The sequence below is a fragment of the Tolypothrix sp. PCC 7712 genome, from assembly GCF_025860405.1.
Lineage (GTDB): Bacteria > Cyanobacteriota > Cyanobacteriia > Cyanobacteriales > Nostocaceae > Aulosira > Aulosira diplosiphon.
The window spans coordinates 4915375-4932887 of sequence record NZ_CP063785.1; the positions used below are offsets into that span (position 1 = coordinate 4915375).

General features: G+C 41.2%; 15 protein-coding genes and 1 pseudogene. 2 read left to right on the top strand and 14 right to left on the bottom strand.

Features of this window, described 5'->3' with window-relative positions:
• Positions 1 to 223: 223 nt before the first annotated feature.
• The 8 genes from ureG to HGR01_RS20175 all read right to left on the bottom strand — a co-directional run bounded on the left by ureG (position 224) and on the right by HGR01_RS20175 (position 9358).
• Positions 224 to 826, bottom strand: coding sequence for an urease accessory protein UreG (ureG, locus tag HGR01_RS20140; RefSeq protein WP_045870707.1), 603 nt, complete (start codon positions 824 to 826; stop codon positions 224 to 226).
• Between the two features lie 108 nt (positions 827 to 934).
• The gene (locus HGR01_RS20145; protein ID WP_045870706.1) at positions 935 to 1621 is read right to left on the bottom strand and encodes an urease accessory protein UreF; all 687 of its coding nucleotides are present in this window, start codon (positions 1619 to 1621) and stop codon (positions 935 to 937) included.
• The gene (gene ureE / locus HGR01_RS20150; protein WP_045870705.1) at positions 1602 to 2042 is read right to left on the bottom strand and encodes an urease accessory protein UreE; all 441 of its coding nucleotides are present in this window, start codon (positions 2040 to 2042) and stop codon (positions 1602 to 1604) included. The genes HGR01_RS20145 and ureE overlap by 20 nt, the downstream gene beginning before the upstream one ends.
• A 145-nt stretch (positions 2043 to 2187) precedes the next feature.
• Positions 2188 to 4581: a hybrid sensor histidine kinase/response regulator gene (locus HGR01_RS20155; protein ID WP_052335207.1), complete on the bottom strand. Its 2394-nt coding sequence runs from the start codon at positions 4579 to 4581 to the stop codon at positions 2188 to 2190.
• On the bottom strand, positions 4578 to 6005 hold the full coding sequence (locus HGR01_RS20160; RefSeq protein WP_045870704.1) for an ABC transporter substrate-binding protein: 1428 nt from the start codon (positions 6003 to 6005) through the stop codon (positions 4578 to 4580). Before HGR01_RS20160 ends, HGR01_RS20155 begins: the two co-directional genes overlap by 4 nt.
• 961 nt (positions 6006 to 6966) lie before the next feature.
• The gene (coaBC, locus tag HGR01_RS20165) at positions 6967 to 8178 is read right to left on the bottom strand and encodes a bifunctional phosphopantothenoylcysteine decarboxylase/phosphopantothenate--cysteine ligase CoaBC (RefSeq protein ID WP_045870703.1); all 1212 of its coding nucleotides are present in this window, start codon (positions 8176 to 8178) and stop codon (positions 6967 to 6969) included.
• Between the two features lie 186 nt (positions 8179 to 8364).
• Positions 8365 to 8577, bottom strand: a complete 213-nt coding sequence (locus HGR01_RS20170) for a DUF2555 domain-containing protein (RefSeq protein WP_045870702.1) — start codon at positions 8575 to 8577, stop codon at positions 8365 to 8367.
• A gap of 154 nt (positions 8578 to 8731) precedes the next feature.
• Positions 8732 to 9358 carry an alpha/beta hydrolase gene (locus tag HGR01_RS20175; protein ID WP_045870701.1) on the bottom strand — a complete coding sequence of 209 codons (627 nt, stop codon included), beginning with the start codon at positions 9356 to 9358 and terminating at the stop codon, positions 8732 to 8734.
• A 243-nt stretch (positions 9359 to 9601) separates the two neighbouring features.
• On the opposite strand from HGR01_RS20175, the gene purH reads away from it, so the two are divergent.
• Entirely contained in the window at positions 9602 to 11143 is a 1542-nt protein-coding gene (gene purH, locus HGR01_RS20180; protein ID WP_045870700.1) for a bifunctional phosphoribosylaminoimidazolecarboxamide formyltransferase/IMP cyclohydrolase, read from the top strand.
• Positions 11144 to 11736: 593 nt separating this feature from the next.
• Here purH and HGR01_RS20185 read toward each other — a convergent pair.
• The 6 genes and pseudogenes from HGR01_RS20185 to HGR01_RS20210 all read right to left on the bottom strand — a co-directional run.
• The gene (locus HGR01_RS20185; protein ID WP_045870699.1) at positions 11737 to 11970 is read right to left on the bottom strand and encodes a Nif11-like leader peptide family natural product precursor; all 234 of its coding nucleotides are present in this window, start codon (positions 11968 to 11970) and stop codon (positions 11737 to 11739) included.
• A gap of 557 nt (positions 11971 to 12527) precedes the next feature.
• Positions 12528 to 13085 carry a pyridoxamine 5'-phosphate oxidase family protein gene (locus HGR01_RS20190; RefSeq protein WP_045870698.1) on the bottom strand — a complete coding sequence of 186 codons (558 nt, stop codon included), beginning with the start codon at positions 13083 to 13085 and terminating at the stop codon, positions 12528 to 12530.
• 48 nt (positions 13086 to 13133) lie between these two features.
• A complete protein-coding gene (locus tag HGR01_RS20195) occupies positions 13134 to 13496 on the bottom strand; it encodes a hypothetical protein (RefSeq protein ID WP_309227664.1) in 363 nt (120 codons plus the stop codon).
• Positions 13497 to 13751: 255 nt separating this feature from the next.
• Complete coding sequence (locus HGR01_RS20200) at positions 13752 to 14735, bottom strand: zinc-dependent alcohol dehydrogenase family protein (protein WP_045870697.1); 984 nt, start codon at positions 14733 to 14735, stop codon at positions 13752 to 13754.
• Between the two features lie 147 nt (positions 14736 to 14882).
• The gene (locus tag HGR01_RS20205) at positions 14883 to 15833 is read right to left on the bottom strand and encodes an alpha/beta fold hydrolase (protein ID WP_045870696.1); all 951 of its coding nucleotides are present in this window, start codon (positions 15831 to 15833) and stop codon (positions 14883 to 14885) included.
• A 432-nt stretch (positions 15834 to 16265) separates the two neighbouring features.
• A pseudogene (locus tag HGR01_RS20210) lies at positions 16266 to 16604 on the bottom strand (response regulator transcription factor); the annotation flags it as partial.
• 289 nt (positions 16605 to 16893) lie between these two features.
• Here HGR01_RS20210 and HGR01_RS20215 point away from each other — a divergent pair.
• Positions 16894 to 17307: a DUF4112 domain-containing protein gene (locus HGR01_RS20215; protein WP_045870695.1), complete on the top strand. Its 414-nt coding sequence runs from the start codon at positions 16894 to 16896 to the stop codon at positions 17305 to 17307.
• Positions 17308 to 17513 lie beyond the last annotated feature (206 nt).

Below are 17513 nucleotides of genomic sequence, written 5' to 3' on the forward strand. Positions count from 1 at the left end.
TTTTAATAGTTCGCTTGTACTAGCTTATAGTCTCGTGTACATATCAGCATCATTCTGCCGATAAATTTCTTGATTGGGGAATGGGAATGGGGACTGGGGATTGGGGAACTCGGGGCCCCCTCTGGGGATAAGGGGTAATGGGGATTGGGGACTGGGTAATTGGTAATGGAGTTATTGTTTTTGGTATGTGCTGGGTGATTTACAGATTTTTTTCATATTAATTTTAGGCTATATGTTTGCGGACGAATTCAATTACTTCTGTTAGTCCTTGTTGAGTTTTTAAGTTAGTAAAAATAAAGGGTTTATCGCCACGCATTTTTTTAGCATCTCTATCCATAACATTTAAATCTGCACCGACATAGGGCGCAAGGTCGATTTTATTAATTACCAATAAATCAGATTTTGTAATACCTGGCCCGCCTTTGCGAGGGATTTTATCACCAGCCGCGACATCAATGACATAAATGGTTAAATCTACTAATTCCGGGCTGAATGTAGCTGCTAAATTATCGCCACCACTTTCTAAAAATACTAAATCTAAATTAGTAAATCTCTGCTCTAATTGTTCAATTGCAGCCAAATTCATCGAAGCATCTTCGCGAATTGCGGTATGGGGACAACCCCCCGTTTCTACACCCAAAATGCGATCGCTTGCTAGCGCCTGAGAACGCACCAAAAACTGTGCATCCTCCTGAGTATAAATATCATTGGTCACTACAGCAATTTGATACTGTTCGCGCAACGCCTTACATAAAGCATCTACTAACGCAGTTTTCCCCGAACCAACTGGGCCTGCAACTCCGACTCGAAATGTGGTATTTGTCATTTGTCATTTGTTATTTGTCATTTGTTATTTGTCATTTGTCATTTGTCATTGGGTAATTGGTAATTGGTATTCTCCCCTTGTCCCCTTGTCTCCCTCATCTCCCACTCCCTAACTCCTAAACAACCTTGTATACTGCGTTTCATGCTGCATACTAGCAAGGGATAAGCCCCAAGTACAACAGGCGAGTTCATCATCTTCTAAAGCTAAAATTTCTACTGCGGCAATATTTAATAATGGCTGTAAGTCTAGCAATAATTGCTGTCCGGTAGTTTGTCCCAGAGGTATCAGCTTGACACCAGCTGTAATTAAATTACTAGCCCAACTATGCAGATATCCTAGTACAGCAGCTTGAATGTTGATTTGCCAATGAGCTGCTGCAATGCCAAAGGCGATCGCATAATTGCTAGGATTACCCACAGCATTCACCATCGGTAAAATTTCTGGTTGTAGTTTACCAAGTAATTGCATGAGCGATCGCCCCATCTGCCAGCTAGCAGCGCGTAACTCTGTGGTTTCTCTAGCAGCAGATAACCAATGGTTCCAAGAGGCTAATGCAGCTAAATCTCCGATTTTCGCTGATTTATAAGCTCTGAGCATCACAGCCGCTTCTATGCGAATTGCGCCATAACGTAGCTGGGATGCTAACCAGTCTTGCAGGTTTTGCTGATTGGTAATAGTATTTTGTTCAACTAAGGTTTCTAATCCTTCCGAATAACTATATGCTCCCACTGGTAAAGCTGGGCTAGTTAATTGCAAAATAGCTAAAAAAGAGGTATCAGTGAGCGTGATGTCCATAAGCTCCCTGTTCTGGCTGAAATGGTAAAATTTCTGCTTTAATTTCTAGCCCTAATTGTTCTAACATTGTTTGTAAAACTGAGTCGTGAGATAAGCGTAAATAATTAATTGTAATTTCTACAGGAACATGGCGATTTCCTAAATGGTATGCGGCTCTTAATAATAACTGCGGTGTGTTAGCAAAAACTGTCAAAACTGGTTCTGGTTTTGCTTTAATTCTCATTAAAATATCTTGCGTTTCTTCTAGGAGAATATCACCATCTTGCAGTACTGTACCTCTAGGTAAACGCAAAAATACCACCTGACCATCTTCTGTTTCAAAACGATGACGGCTACGGGCACGTTCTTCGGCTGTGAGAGGTAAAGTTAAGCTAACTACAGCATCGGAATTAGGTGGTTTAAGTTGGGTAAAGGTCAACATAAATAAATTAAATATACAGCACTTTTGAAGTAAGTGAGGTACATCATGAGTAATGAGTAATGAGTAATGAGCAGGAAATTTACTTATTACTCATTACTTTTTCAATTAGTCGCTGTACCTCATAAACATCGAATCTGTTGTATTGTTATTGAGATGATTGCAGCAATTGCCGGATGCTGATTTCCAAATATTGTAGTTTAACAGGCTTTGCTAAATAGTTGTTAGCTCCAGCAGCTAGACAACGTTCGCGATCGCCAGGCATAGCTAGAGCCGTGAGTGCAATGATGGGGATATGGACAAGTTGGCTATCTTGACGGATGCGTGCGATCGCCTCTAAACCATCTACCCCCGGCATTTGAATGTCCATTAAAATTAAGTCGGGATGTTGAGTTTTGGCAATGGCGATCGCTTCTTCGCCATTACCCGCTACAAGCAGACGGAAACCTTTAGCCGCCAGGTAATAGGAAATGCTGAGGACATTGGCTTCGTTATCTTCGGCTAACAAAATCAAAGGGTTATCTCCCCCTGGTTCTGAGATATCTGTTGCGCTTACCGCTAGAAGATCTGATTGAGAGGGCGGATTTGGCAAGGAAATATCTGTGGAAAGACAGCTTGAAGGTAAACGAACTGTAAAACAACTGCCCTTTCCTACCTCACTAGATAAACTGACTGAACCCCCATGCAACTCGGCAATTTGTTTCACCAAGGTTAATCCTAAGCCAGTTCCTTGATAGCGGCGATTGAGTTTGCTGTCAACTTGAACGAAAGGTTGAAAAAGCTTATTTTGAAAGGATTCGGGAATCCCAATTCCTGTATCACTGACGGAAAAACAAAGAAATTCTTCTGCAGTGGGAGATTGTGATTCCTTTGTTACTTCTTGTTCCAGATGAACATCTAGGGTGACTCGCCCGCCAACAGGGGTAAACTTGATGGCGTTCGTCAGCAAATTAATCAGCAACTGACGTATCCGCAGTTCGTCCACGGCGATATATTCACAGTCACTCGCAAGGATCGTTTGTAGTCGAATTTCTTTTTGCTGCGCTTGTTGCCTGACAAACGCCACGCTAGAATCACAAAGATATAAAATCGCTACAGTAGAGATATTCAACTCTAGATGACCAGCTTCAATTTTGGAAACATCTAAAATATCGTTAATCACAGCTAAAAGGTGTGTTCCACTGTTGTGGATGCTGAAAAGCGACTTTTGTTGACGTTCGTTGAGTGTCCCAAAAATTTTTTCTAGCAATGCTTCGGAATGTCCGAGAATAGCATTCAGGGGAGTGCGAAGTTCATGACTCATGTTAGCCAGAAATTCGCTTTTGGCTTGGTTGGCAAATTCTGCTTGACTTTTGGCTACAGCCAGTTCTACAGTTCTTTCATTCACGCGCTGTTCTAGATTTTCTCGATCTAACTTCAATTGCTTGGCCATAGTATTAAATGTCTGGGCGAGAATGCCAACTTCATTTTGAGTAATCACTGGTATATGTTGATTTAAGTCTCCTTGCGCTAAACGTTCCGCAGCTTTGCTAATGTCTAAAATCGGCTGGGTAATCTGCCGAGACAGCAAATAAATTGCCAACATTAAGAAAGCAGATGCCACACAGCCGAACAATACAATGCTTAAGGCTAAACGATCTGCGGGGGCAAAGGCTTCCTCTTGACTCATTTCGGCAATGAATCCCAAACTATACTTGGGCAACCAACGATACACGCCAATCACCAATACATCGTACTGGTTGACGTACAATCCCATACCATCTTGCTGGGCGATCGCGCGATCAATGGCTTCGCTTTTTAGTGGGATAGTGGAAGATAAATTTGCTGCTTTGGGTAACTTAAAAGCCGCTGTGTTTAAGAAAGCAACAGCGTTTAAGTTAGATTCTCCTACCAAATAAATAGCTTGAGTTTTAGTTTTGAGGGTGCTTGCTAACAATAAATTTCGGAGTTCTACTAAATTGAGATCCATTACCATAGCTCCCATTTGAATCCCTAAACTATCCTTTAAGGGAGTCGCTATGGTGATGGTTGGTTTTTGTTCGGAATTTAAATAAAAATTAGGCGCGATGGAAACCAGATTTTTCTCTGTTAGATAAGTTACAGGATAACCTGAGGGTAAATATTTATATCTCTTTTGTAAGGAGTCTGAGCAAAAAACCACAAAACCGCTATTTTCTGTAATACAAATATTGCGAAGATTAGATTTAATGGCTGCAGTTCGATTTAAGTACTGTTTGAGACGCTCGTCAGCCGCTTTTCGCTCTGGGGAATTTTGCGGTTCTAGGAGTTTTGGCACAGCTTCTCGAATCTCAGTTTGTTGTGCAAGTTGCAGCACATCGCGCAATTGATAGTTTATCCAGTAATCCAGTTCTTGAGATTGAAAATCTAAGGAATTATTTAAACTGTTGACAACTTCTCTCTGCAAATCATGGCGAGAATACCATGAGGCACTAGCAGCACTCACCCCAATAGCAATCCAGGAAATGACAGTAAACCGATAGACCAGTTGATATAATAAGCTGTTGCGATTCCAAATACTCATAGTTTGTTCTCAAAGCTTTGCCAAATATTTTGGATCTGCTCAATTCCCCAGTTAGCTGCTTCGGTAGGTGAGGCATTTTTGCAAATCACGCGGTGAATGATTTGTGCCCAAAGTTGCTGCATATAAATCTTGCTGAAGATGGGGTGCAGTTTGTCATACTCAGGTAGCCGAGGCCGATTGCAGATTGCCAGCGCTGCTGCAGAATGATGATCGGATGGATCTTGCCACAGGGGATCATTTAACAGTTGTGGCATCGTCGGCAAAATTCGGCCGTTGAATCCGTGAATTAGTTGCCGGAGATTATCTGGTTTCAGCAAATATTGCACAAAGTCTAAGGTATCTTGGGAGTTTTGGCTGTGTTTGAGAACCAGAATTTGGTTAAGTACTCTAGGTGCTTGCAAAGTTGTGCCGTCTAGTTTTTTGGGGTAGGTTGCCAAGGTACCAATATCTCGATATCGCTTGGCGGCATTCTGGTTATACTGATTATTCTCTAATTTTTGGGATCTAGGAATCGATAAGGTCATGTTAAGAGTCATCAGGATTCTATGGTTGAGAAATGCAATATTATTACCTGAACCCGACCATGCTAGAGTATCTTGTGGCACGTAGCCTTGTCGGTAAAAATTAGCAAAATCCTCAATGATATGAATGAAATTCTGTCTGTTATTTGTATCATTGAGAATGAGTCCGTTCTGATGAGTAGCGATTTTGACATTATGGGCATCTAAAAAAAGTTGAAAAGCGGCTATGGTGTCAAAGCCGTTTGCAGACATACACAAACCCAAACCATATAAATCAGGGTGTTGATGCGATCGCAATTGGGTTTGTGCAGTTTTCCAGAACTGCCAAAATTGATGCCATTCTTGGGGAATGTCGGTTTCGGTATATCCTATTTCCGCTAGGGAGTCTTTCCAATAATGAATATAAGCATCCGATTGACCAATAGGCAAGGCATAGTAACTGCGATCGCCCCGAACTTGATTGTGATAAAGGACTTGGGGTAATACGTCTGGATCAAAACTGGATGCGATCGGCTCAATCAAATCTGATAGATCGAGTAGATGATCTTCCCATGCTAATAGAGGTGCAATAATTTGATTAAAAGTAATTGAAAATATAATGTTAGGAGCCTTAACATTATTGGGATTTTTCCAAGTTTCTAATAATGATTGTTCAATAAAATCATCGGAAACCAACTTTAAATTAACTTTCTTCCCTGTGAGCTGCTTCCATGCGGCCACTAACTGAAGAATGCCTTGGTTTTCTCCAGGTAAGTATCCACGCTCCCAGAGGATAAAAGTTTCTGGATTGGCGACAGGAGAATTAAGTTTTAATTCAGTTCTATCTAAATTAACACAACCTTTGATACCAGATAAAAATAAGCTGGAAAAAGATAATTTTTGGAATTGTCTTCTGGTGATCATTATGGTTTTTAATCATGGTAGTAATTTTGTGATTTTTAAATAAAGGTTTTCCCAGTTGATAACTAGACTTTTAGATAAATATTCACATGAAGCTGTATTAGTGGAAATAAAATTAGCTTTGATAAATACACTAGTATTGCTACTAATTCAGTCAAAATTCAAAAGTCAAAATACCAATATTCTCAGCTTTTGCTCTATGAGGAATAGAGATAATCTACAACCCTAATGTTTGTAAAAATGCCACTTGAACACGAAATACAGCGTATTTCAGGTAAATTGAGGTATGCGGGTAGGGGCAAGGCATTGCCCATACGTGTCAACTTAAGCTTAAAGCTATATAGGGCTGGCGTTGTACAAAAACTTTCGCCCTCATCCCCTAACCCCTTCTCCCCCAGGAGAAGGGGAATTAAATCTCTTGCTCCCCTCTCCCGGCGGGAGAGGGGTTGGGGGTGAGGGCGAAAACCTAGCTACAAAGCGGGTTTCACGTTAAGTTGACACCAATGGGCAGTGCCTTGCCCTTACAATTATCTGTACCTCACCAACTTGCAATCGGCTGTATTACTAATATTTCAGCTTCGCTCATAAAATTTAACCTTAGAAGCATTGAACTATCAACAAAATCTCCTGACACTTAATGAATCACGCATACTTTTAATATTGCTAGCTTCTTTCTACCACAAAACTGCAGCACATCCTAACTAGGAGTGCAAAGTTAAATATACATTTGTTATTGTGAACTCGCGCAATCACATCAATAATTTTGCGTAAGTACTTATCTGCGATCGCCACACTACAAAAAACTCTAAAAACTCAGATTTATGATTATCTTAAGTGTGTTTTTTCTGTTGCAAATTTTAAAAAAAATAGGTGCAATTTAACTTAAATACGTAAAGTTTTGTATGTGTTTAATTTTGTTAGAAGAGATTGAAAAGACATATCTGTCTGCTGTGTGAATATATCATTAATTTTTCTCATGGTAAACAAAATCAAATAGATGATGTGCCATTTGTAATTTAGAACAAGGTGGAACTTCTCTATGTCTCCCTTGTTTATCTAAAAATACTGCCTGATTATTATCACTGCCAAAACCACTATCAGTTTTATCAATGGGATTGGCAACAATGGCATCTAATTTTTTATGCTGTAACTTTTCTACAGCAGGAGTAATAATATCTCCAGTTTGGGCGGCAAATCCAATTATTTGTTGATGTGGTTGCTTGAGTTTGGCTAATTCACCCACAATATCTGGTACAGATTCCAAGGGTAAAGATTGGGGAAGCGATCGCTTGGGTAATTTCTCGGTACTATAATCTCTGGGCTTGACATCTGCGACGGCGGCGGACATAACTATCACATCTGCATTAGTGAAATATTCCCCCATGACTTGCTGCATTTGTTCCGCATTAATTACAGGAATTGCTTGCACTCCCAAGGGGACATTCCAACTAGCAGGGCCATGTACTAGGGTAACGTTTGCCCCACGATGCAAGGCAGCTTGAGCTAAAGCCAAGCCCATTTTACCTGTGGAAGGGTTACCAATAAACCTGACTGGGTCAAGATATTCTCGGGTTCCGCCAGCACTAATTAATACCCGCTTCCCTGCTAAATCTTGTTTACCGCCTGTATGCAATAACGATTGAATGTAAGTCAAAATTTCTGGGGGTTCTGCCATCCTTCCAGCACCAACGCGATCGCAGGCTAATAATCCCGATGCTGTGCCCATTCCATGATATCGGCTATCTGTCAACAATTGCCGCCAATTGCGCTGTACTGCTAGCTGTTCCCACATATCTGTATTCATTGCGGGTGCTAGTAAGACTGGACAGGTAGAAGCCAGCACTGTATTTGTGAGCAAATTGTCAGCCATGCCATAGGTTAACTTGGCGAGTGTATTGGCTGTTAATGGCGCAATCACCAACAAATCTGCCCATTCACCCAATTCTATATGTAATGGCCGCGAATGAGTGGGCTGCCAAAACATATCATCCGTATAAGCCTGATGACGGGAAAGAGTAGCTAAAGTGAGGGGGGTAATAAATGCTTGCGCTGAATTGGTGAGAATGACACGCACTTCTACACCAGTTTTAAATAGCGAGGAAACTAATTCACAAACTTTATAAGCGGCGATACCCCCGCCTACACCAATTAAAACCTTAGATGTGGAATTAGGCATGGGTAAAAAGGATGAAGGGTAAAGGATAAAGGCTGAAATGAAGAGTATTTAGTAAATATGTTGTTGCTTTCATCCTCATGCTTCATCCCGATGCCTAAACTATTGTTGACGAATAGACACTACAGTCATGGAAAAGGATGGAAGATGTTAGCCAGGTAATTTCATCTTTCATCCTTCTACCTTCATTCAAGCTTCGTCATAGGGTTCTAAGTCCAGGAGGTGGATATAGGATTCCACTAACTCCGGCCGCTGAAATGCGATCGCTCGCAGTAGATGCCAATCGTTTAAACCCTCAAAAGCATTGCTATAATTATCTAGCTCTAGACGTGCAGCTAGCTCCTCAACTTCTGCTGCAGTCATGGCAGCAATTTCTTTTCTGGAAATGCCTAGAGTTTTCATAATGCTTGCCCCTCCCTTATGCAGCATTCGTACCCAGCATGGGTTGGGTTATGCTTTTCACGGCCACCCAATATATCTTACTCATTAGATGGCGTGGATTTTGTAAAAATTTTCCGAATTTATACGTTAATTTGTAAAAAAATTACAATTGAGATTAGGCAATTGCATTCACCACAAAATTCCGTAGCAGGTCTAACATTTGCTGACCAATTTCATGCCCCATGTTAAATTCTTGGTATTGTACCTCAACTCCTATAGATTCTAGGGTGTCTCTGGCTTTTACTGCTGCTAAAAGGGGCACAACCTGATCTTGTGTACCATGTGTAATTAAAGTCGGCGGAAAACTATTTTTAGCTACCTTACCAGCATCAGGATGCAAATAACCACTCATTGCGACTAAACCAGCTAAAGGCAAATTTAATCCCACATCTAATGTCATTGCTGCCCCTTGTGAAAATCCACTGAGAACTGTCCGCGATAAAGGCACACCAGTAACATTTTCTAAAGATAGCAACCAATCTGTCAGTATTTGCCGACTTTCTGGCAAACCCTCATACATATTTTCTGATCTCAAATCATACCAAGCCCTACCAATAGGGGCATAGGGATAGGGATAAGGCGCATTAGGAAACACAAAGTGATAATCTGGCAAATCAAAAAACGGTAATAGCGATGCCACATCATCGGCATTAGCACCCCAACCATGTAAAGTTACGATTAAGCCCAAAGGTGCTTGTTCGGTTTCTGGAGGAACTGAGATAAATTCTAAAGTTTGAGTCATCAGTAAATAACAAATCGCTGTTAAAAAATAATCCTAATGCAAAGTGAGGGGTTGGGGCATTGGGCATTGGGCATTGGGCATGGGGCATGAGGGAGATGAGGGGAGAATAGCAATCACCAATTACCAATTACCCATTCCCCATTACCCCTTCCCCATTCCCCTTCCCCAATCCCCAGTCCCCCATGCCCCATGTAAAATAATCTTCTGTCTTTCAATGTTTGTACCAAAGGAAACTGGGGAATTATGGCGCGTCTGGCTTTGCTGAGTGTATCTAATAAAACTGGTTTAATTGACCTTGCCCGCAGCTTGGTGGAAGAATTTAACTTTGATTTAATTAGCAGTGGCGGAACCGCTAAAGCAATTAAAGAGGCGGGGATTCCTGTTACCAAGGTTTCTGATTATACGGGTTCACCGGAAATTTTAGGTGGTAGAGTCAAAACCTTACATCCCAGAATTCATGGGGGGATTTTGGCAAGGAAGGATTTTCCGCAAGATATTACAGATTTAGAAAATAACCAAATTCGTCCGATTGATTTGGTTGTAGTTAATCTTTATCCTTTTGAAGAAACTATTGCGAAACCAGGTGTAACATTACCAGAAGCCATCGAACAAATTGATATTGGCGGCCCAGCGATGTTAAGGGCTTCATCAAAAAACTTTGCTCATCTGACGGTGTTGTGTGACCCTGCCCAATATGATGAATATTTACAAGAATTACGTCAACACAATGGTGAAGCTTCTTTAGAGTTTCGCCAAAAGTGCGCGTTAAAGGGGTTTTTACATACTGCTAGCTATGACCAAGCGATCGCATCCTACCTCATGCAAGCCCAGGATGGTGAATCGTTACCCCAACAATACAGCATCTCTGGCAAACTCCTGCAATCTCTGCGTTATGGCGAAAATCCCCATCAAGCGGCTGCTTGGTATGAAACAGGTAGTACTCCCACGGGTTGGGCGGCTGCAAGTAAACTGCAAGGTAAGGAACTTAGTTACAACAACTTGGTGGATTTAGAAGCTGCACGCCGGATTATCTCCGAATTTAGAGATACTCCCGCCGCAGCTATTCTCAAACACACTAATCCCTGTGGTGTGGCTTTGGGTGATTCTCTCAAAGAAGCTTATGAAAAAGCGTTTAATGCTGATGCTGTTTCTGCCTTTGGTGGTATTGTTGCCTTAAATCGTCCGATTGATGAAGCGACTGCAACGGAATTAACCAAAACATTTTTAGAATGTGTGGTGGCTCCTGGCTGTGAAGGCGATGCTCAAGCAATTCTCACAGCTAAATCTAAGGTGCGCGTCCTGATTTTACCAGATTTGACCACTGGCCCCAAAGAAACAGTAAAAGCGATCGCAGGTGGTTTGTTGGTACAAGCTGCTGATGATGCGATTTCTGATACTAGCAAATGGCAAGTCGTCACCGAACGCCAACCTACAGAAAGCGAATTAGCCGAATTACTGTTTGCTTGGAAAGTTTGTAAACACGTCAAATCGAATGCTATTGTTGTCAGCCGCGATCGCACTACACTAGGAGTCGGTGCCGGACAAATGAACCGTGTTGGTTCTACAAAAATTGCCCTAGAACAAGCAGGAGACAGAGCAAAAGGCGGCTTCCTCGCCAGTGATGGCTTTTTCCCCTTTGATGATTCCGTACGCGCCGCATCAGAGGCGGGAATTACAGCCATTGTTCAACCTGGAGGTAGCCTGCGCGATAAAGACTCCATCAAAGCTGCCAATGAATTAGGCTTAGTTATGGTACTAACTGGTGTAAGACACTTTTTACACTAGTTTGCTTTACGTGGTTGTGACAGTTAATCAACTGTCACTTAGTCTACTTGTGGTTTGTTGACAATAATGATATTTTTTAGTTGTGTGTGAGGAGCAAGTTGAAAAGAAAAAACGCCTGGGGTGGAAACACGGCAACACTCCCGGGCGTTTTTTCATTGGCACACATCTCTCAAGAGGATTTCCGAGGAACTTCCAACTATCAAAAATATCTACTCAAAGAGAGAGCAGAAAGCAGGGGAGAAGAACTGTCATACTGAGTCTATAAACTGAGCGTTCGAGTTTTCCCTTTGTCCTTGTTAATCTATAGTTGCAATCTCAGTAGTGGACTGACATAGCTAATTTGATGCAATAGCAAAAATTCATTTCATCCGCGTTTATCTGCACGGCAGTTGCTTCTCCCAAGGGGAGACGCTACGCGAACAAGTCGGGGAACCGCAAGGGCGCACTGCCTTGTTTATCTGCGGTTAATTTCATCAAATCTATTGCCTCATTTTAGGCGTATCAGTCCAGTAGGATGCGTTAGCGATAGCGTAACGCATCCTGTTCGGGCTGAGATTTTTTCACAAATCAAATTGGATTCCTATAGAAAATGATTATCTTGGATGAATGTGCCGTCTAGGCCCCCATCCGGGATTGACAATACCTGCTAAATCTTCCTCAGATAATTTGTCTAGTTCGGTTTCTAGTTCATCGACTGTGAAGTCGTAACCACGTTCTTTCGCAATTTGAACGAAAGCTTCTGGATTCGCTGTTGCTCTGAGCTTTTGCTTTAATGCTTGATCCTGTTTTACAGCTTTTAAAAGTTGGGCAGCATTTTGTCGTGGCATGACAGTCCATCTCCTATTTTAAAAATTAGATTTGAACCTATAATTTGACTGTTGTCGTCTTGCCCAGTCTCAAACTTTAGTAGAGAAGATTCTCACTTAAGCTTATAAATTTAGATTTTAAGACTTCAAGATAAAATAAATTGATTTTGACAAGAAAATATAAGTTTGTTCTCAGAGATAGCGGGAATTAACACTTAATTTATATCCCTAGGAGGAAGACAAAATCAAATAAGAGGAAAAAGTGAAAGTTTTAAATTCACAAGTGAAATGTTTCTCAATACTATTTTTAAAGTTTTAAGTTTTATAAGCTGTTCCACATTTAACTTGCATATATTGGGCAGGCAAGATGCCCACCCCCACAAGAAATATACAATTTCAGATTATGTAAACCAGATGTGGTTTAGCTTACCAATTTAAATAAATCATGCGAGGAATAGATATGGGTACAGCAATGCTGTACCCTGATAAATGTATTGATATGTCATCAGAATTCATTGGAATTACTGTTAAATCCGAAATCCAAAATTTCGACGAGTTTAATTAGTAATTCAAAATTGTTATTGCTCAATAAATTTTGCTTCTCTTAAGTTTGACAAATTTAATTGAATTTTCGTATCAACTAATTGATTACCAACTGCTACTCGTTTACCAGTAATCCAAACCTCTTGGGGTTGACATTGATAAAACCTGCGGGGTGAATCATTTAAATAGTCTAATGCTGTGCGATTATGCTTTTTAGTCGCTCGCTGTAAAAGCAACTGCAATACCATTTCGGCTGCGTTTGGGTTTAATTCCGATCCAGTTCCAGTCAGATATAAACCTTCTACTGCACCTTCAGAAATGCTGGAATCAAAAATCGCGATCGCAACTCTGCCATGATTATTGTATATGTGCTGCGAATGCTGAGATGCGATCGCGGAACTCCAATAAATATTCCAGTCCTCATCATAGGCAAACAATAAAGGCGAAACCCAAGGATAGCCATCAGCCGAACAAGTAGACAAAGTGCAATAAATATTCTTGGCGATAATCCGACAGGCTTGAGCAATAACTTCAGGATTTTGAGAATCGATTGTATTTACCCATCTGTTAGTTGGGCTTGCTGGTTCGAGCATGGGGAATGGGTAATTATGTATGTCCTACAAAACTTTACATCCTTCGGTTTAATCGTGCCTAGTTACTTCCTGGGAAGTTTCCTGGACTGGCCAACGAAACAATCTTGGCAACTGCGACAAATTTACAATATAGCTTGTAGTCCATATCACAATTTCTAATAGTAATAAATTTCTTACCCACATCAGTTCGGGTTGCGAAGCCACAAGTATTGAACCCTCATAAAGCTGCCAAATACGGTAAGGTACGTATAAATAAGGCACCATTACCCAAGTGAGTGATTGAAACTTTTTGAGCGTTACAATTTCTGTGATGATTTGTAATCCCAACATCACGAAGTAGCACAGCAATATAGTCAATACACTGTCGTAGCCCCAGGCTATACCCCACAACAGCATTACCACTAGTGGCACTACAATTCCAAACACCTGTATGGTACCAAACCAGATTTTATACCATCTTGGCAGGGGTTCAGGTAGACTGATCGGCTTTGCATTTCTCCAAAACCAGCCCACAATTACAGTAAAGAATGTAACAAGTAAGAAAAAGAGTAAGTTTTCTATAAATAGGTAGAGCATGATAGTCTGAGCATCTTTAAGAGAGCAAAGAAAGCAGAGCAGAAATTCCCAATCCCCATTACCGATTACCAATTACCAATTACCAATTTTTCAAATTACTAATACAGCCGACCCTGTAATTTTGCCACTCCGCAGGGCATCTAAAGCCTCATTTGCTTGAGTTAGCGGAAAGGTATTAATTTCTGTGCGGATGGGGATTTTGGGTGCTAAAGCGAGAAACTCCTCGCCATCTTGACGAGTCAGGTTAGCAACAGACCGTAATACTCGTTCTTCCCAGAGAATTTCGTAGGGAAAGGCGGGAATATCACTCATGTGAATGCCTGCACAAACTACCGTACCGCCTTTAGCGACTGCCCGTAAAGCAGCGGGAACTAGTTTACCTATAGGCGCAAAAATAATTGCCGCATCTAAAGGTTCTGGGGGTAATTCCTCTGAGCCTCCAGCCCAAACTGCACCTAATTGACGGGCGAATTCTTGCCCTTCGATATCACCACCACGAGTAAAGGCAAATACTTGACGCTGTTGATAGCGGGCTAGTTGAATCAATATATGGGCGGCTGAACCAAAGCCATAAAAGCCAATTTTTTCTGCATCGCCAGTCATGCGATAAGCACGATAACCAATTAAGCCGCCACATAACAAAGGTGCAGCTTGCAAGTCAGGGAAACTGGGGTCTAGAGGAAAGCAGAAGCGATGGTCAGCAACAGTGTAATCTGCATAACCACCGTCAATATTGTAACCTGTGAATTCAGCATAATCGCAGAGATTTTCACGATGGGAAAGGCAATATCGACAGCGATCGCAAGTGTGACCTAACCAAGGAACACCAACCCGCTGACCAATAGTAAATTGCTCAACGCGATCGCCTTTTGCCTCTATAGTACCGACTATTTGATGCCCAGGTATTAACGGTAATTTGGGGTGAGTCAATTCTCCATCAACTATGTGCAAGTCTGTGCGACAAACAGCACAAGCGTGGATGCGAATTAATACTTGCTCGGGATTGGGTTTCGGCATTGGTAAGTCTGCTAATCGCAGGGGTTGGCGTGGTGCCTCTAGTATCATTGCACGCATAATTAATGAAGAAAAGTTTTCTACTTTTATTTTCTGTCTAGAGGAGTCCTGAGTCCTGAGCCAAAAGTTGTAGAGACGCGATTAATCGCGTCTCTACTCAAAAGTTAAAAGTTCTTCCCCTTGTCCCCAGCAGTCTCAATGTGCAAATTAAATGCTTAAAAGCTGAGTATTTCCTAACACCCAATCTCGTAAAAGAGAGTTAACTTGGTCTGGTATTTCATCATGAGGACAATGACCCGCAGATAGAAAATGTTCTTGTAGTTGTGGGTAATATTGGCGAAACTTTTGAGAACGTTCTCTAGCATTCATCCAAGGATCGGCTTCTCCCCACAACAACAATAAAGGACAAGTTAATTGTTTTAGCAATACATCAACTTTTTCTCCTTGGGGAGTACTAAAAACTGACACAAACACATCCAATGCACCAGTATCGTAAGCTGGTCGATAAATTTCTTCTATTAACTGGTCTGTGATTGCAGTTTTATCTAAATAAACTTTCTCTAGGGTTTGGCGAATTACCCAACGTTGGCGCACATATTGAAATAATAAAAACTGGGCTAAAGGTTGCTGAAACATCCACTTCACACCATCCCCTAGCAACTTTTGCAATCCTGATTCTTGTTTGGGAGGCTGAATTTGTGATTGCAAAGCTTCCGGTTCAGATGTTGGTTTTTCGATGCTAAAGGGGCCTGCACTGTTGAGTAAAACTACACCAGCTGCACTATCGGGGTATTGTGCTGCAACGCACAAAGAAGCATAACCACCTAGGGAGTTTCCTACTAAAACTGCTTTTTGACCAATGATTTCATTAATAAAATCGTGCAGTTGGTCGCGCCACAAGTCGCCACTATAATCTAGCTTCGGCTTGGCTGAACGTCCGAATCCTAATAAATCGATCGCAAAAACTTGAAAATCTTGGCACAGTCCTGTGATATTTTTGCGCCAGTGGTCTGTAGAAGCACCAAACCCATGTACTAATAATAAGGGTGGACGTTGCGCTTGTTGCTCTCCGGCTCGTACATAGTAAACTTTATGCCCGCGCCATTGCCAGTATTGGCCAGGTATAGGAGTGGTAGAAGGCGCTGTTGTTACCTGCATGATTTAAAGAAATGTGAAGTAGCTGTTAATAATTGTAATGCAGTATTTTCCGGTGCTGAGTTTTGAGTGCTGACTAAAAAATACAAGTCTCTTAGGACTTATATTTGATATGTAGTGTGTGTAGTAACGCAACGCACCGATGCACTATCAACAATTCAAAGTCCTGTACCCTCAGCGATAACATATATTACTGAGCTAACTCAATACTTGTCGGTTAAGGGCAAAAGGGGAAGGAGAAAAGGGGCAAGAAAAAACCTTTAACCCTTACCCTTTCACCTTTTCCCCAAACCAAATTAAGAGTTGAAAATCCTTAACCGAGCAGTATTGTGAGCTAACTACTTCCCCTGTTTCCAAAGCGATAGGGTATTTTTTCATTGGAAGTCACTAAAGACGACCAACATAGGTGTATCCCCATTGATCGTTGTCATCTCCGCGATTAAAAATTGCTGCGACTTTAGCTGACAATTCTCCCAAACTAAAAGGCTTGTTTAAGTAGCCATCAGCATTTCCCAGTGGCTCCAAATTCCTAGTCAACATGAGTACAAATACATCGCTATTGCGGTGCATTTCGTCACAGAGTTCATAACTATCCAAATCTGGTAAAGTTATGTCTAAAATCACCAGATATGGCTTAAAGCTCTCGAATAGAACTTGTGCTGTCTTACCATCTGCTGCTGCTTCCACTTCATAGTTCAGCTTAGTTAAAAAGCGTTGAACTAAATTCCGAACTGCTAGGTCATCATCAACTACAAGTATTTTGCCAGAAGTCATATTTAAGGGTTCAGAAAATTAGTAATGCAAAAACTGTATCAATTGAGTAGGGTGTGAAAAATACAAGTACGGTTATGAATTATACAAATTAAAACAATGTTTATACCAATTCAAAATTAAGAATCCAGACAGGACAAGATTTTGGGTTTGTATATCTGCCACATTCTTTTTTTTAATTGGTATTAAAATCTAAACTACATCCGTTAGCTTAGTAGCTGCTCTTTCTCACGATACAAGACAAGCAAGGCAAAATCGGGCAATTTATAAAGTAGTGCAAATATCTTAAATTATGGACGCAGCTAAACGCCTTGCTACTCTTAACCGCATCCGCAAACTCAGTCGCCTCATGGACACATCTATACGCATTCCGGGAATTGGATTTCGTATTGGTATAGACCCAATTATTGGACTAGTTCCCGGTGCTGGTGATTTAATTAGTACAGCGTTTTCTGCGTACATTATCTTTTTAGCTACAAGATTTGGTATACCACGCCAAGACTTAGCGAAAATGATTTTCAATGTGGGTTTGGAAGCAGTTGTTGGTACTGTGCCTTTAGTAGGTGATTTATTTGACGCTTTTTACAAATCTAATATTCGCAATTTGGACATTTTAGAGCAACACCTGAGCGTGGTTGAACCAGAAATTACAGAAGCGCCTGTTTATGCAGCAGCTAGGGATGAGGCACTAGAAGCGAGAGGCTAGAGATGAGGATGTGTTTTCAAACCCCATAAATGAAAAATCTGGTAGCGCGCATCTCATAGGTTATTAGTGGACAAAAGTTTCGTATTAAGAATTACAAATTACGCATTATATTGTTGCTTTTGGACACATTTAAAACTGGCTGAAGCGAACTCCTGATGTGAAAACAATCACAGTAGTATGAAATACAAGGTTTGGAACAACATCTA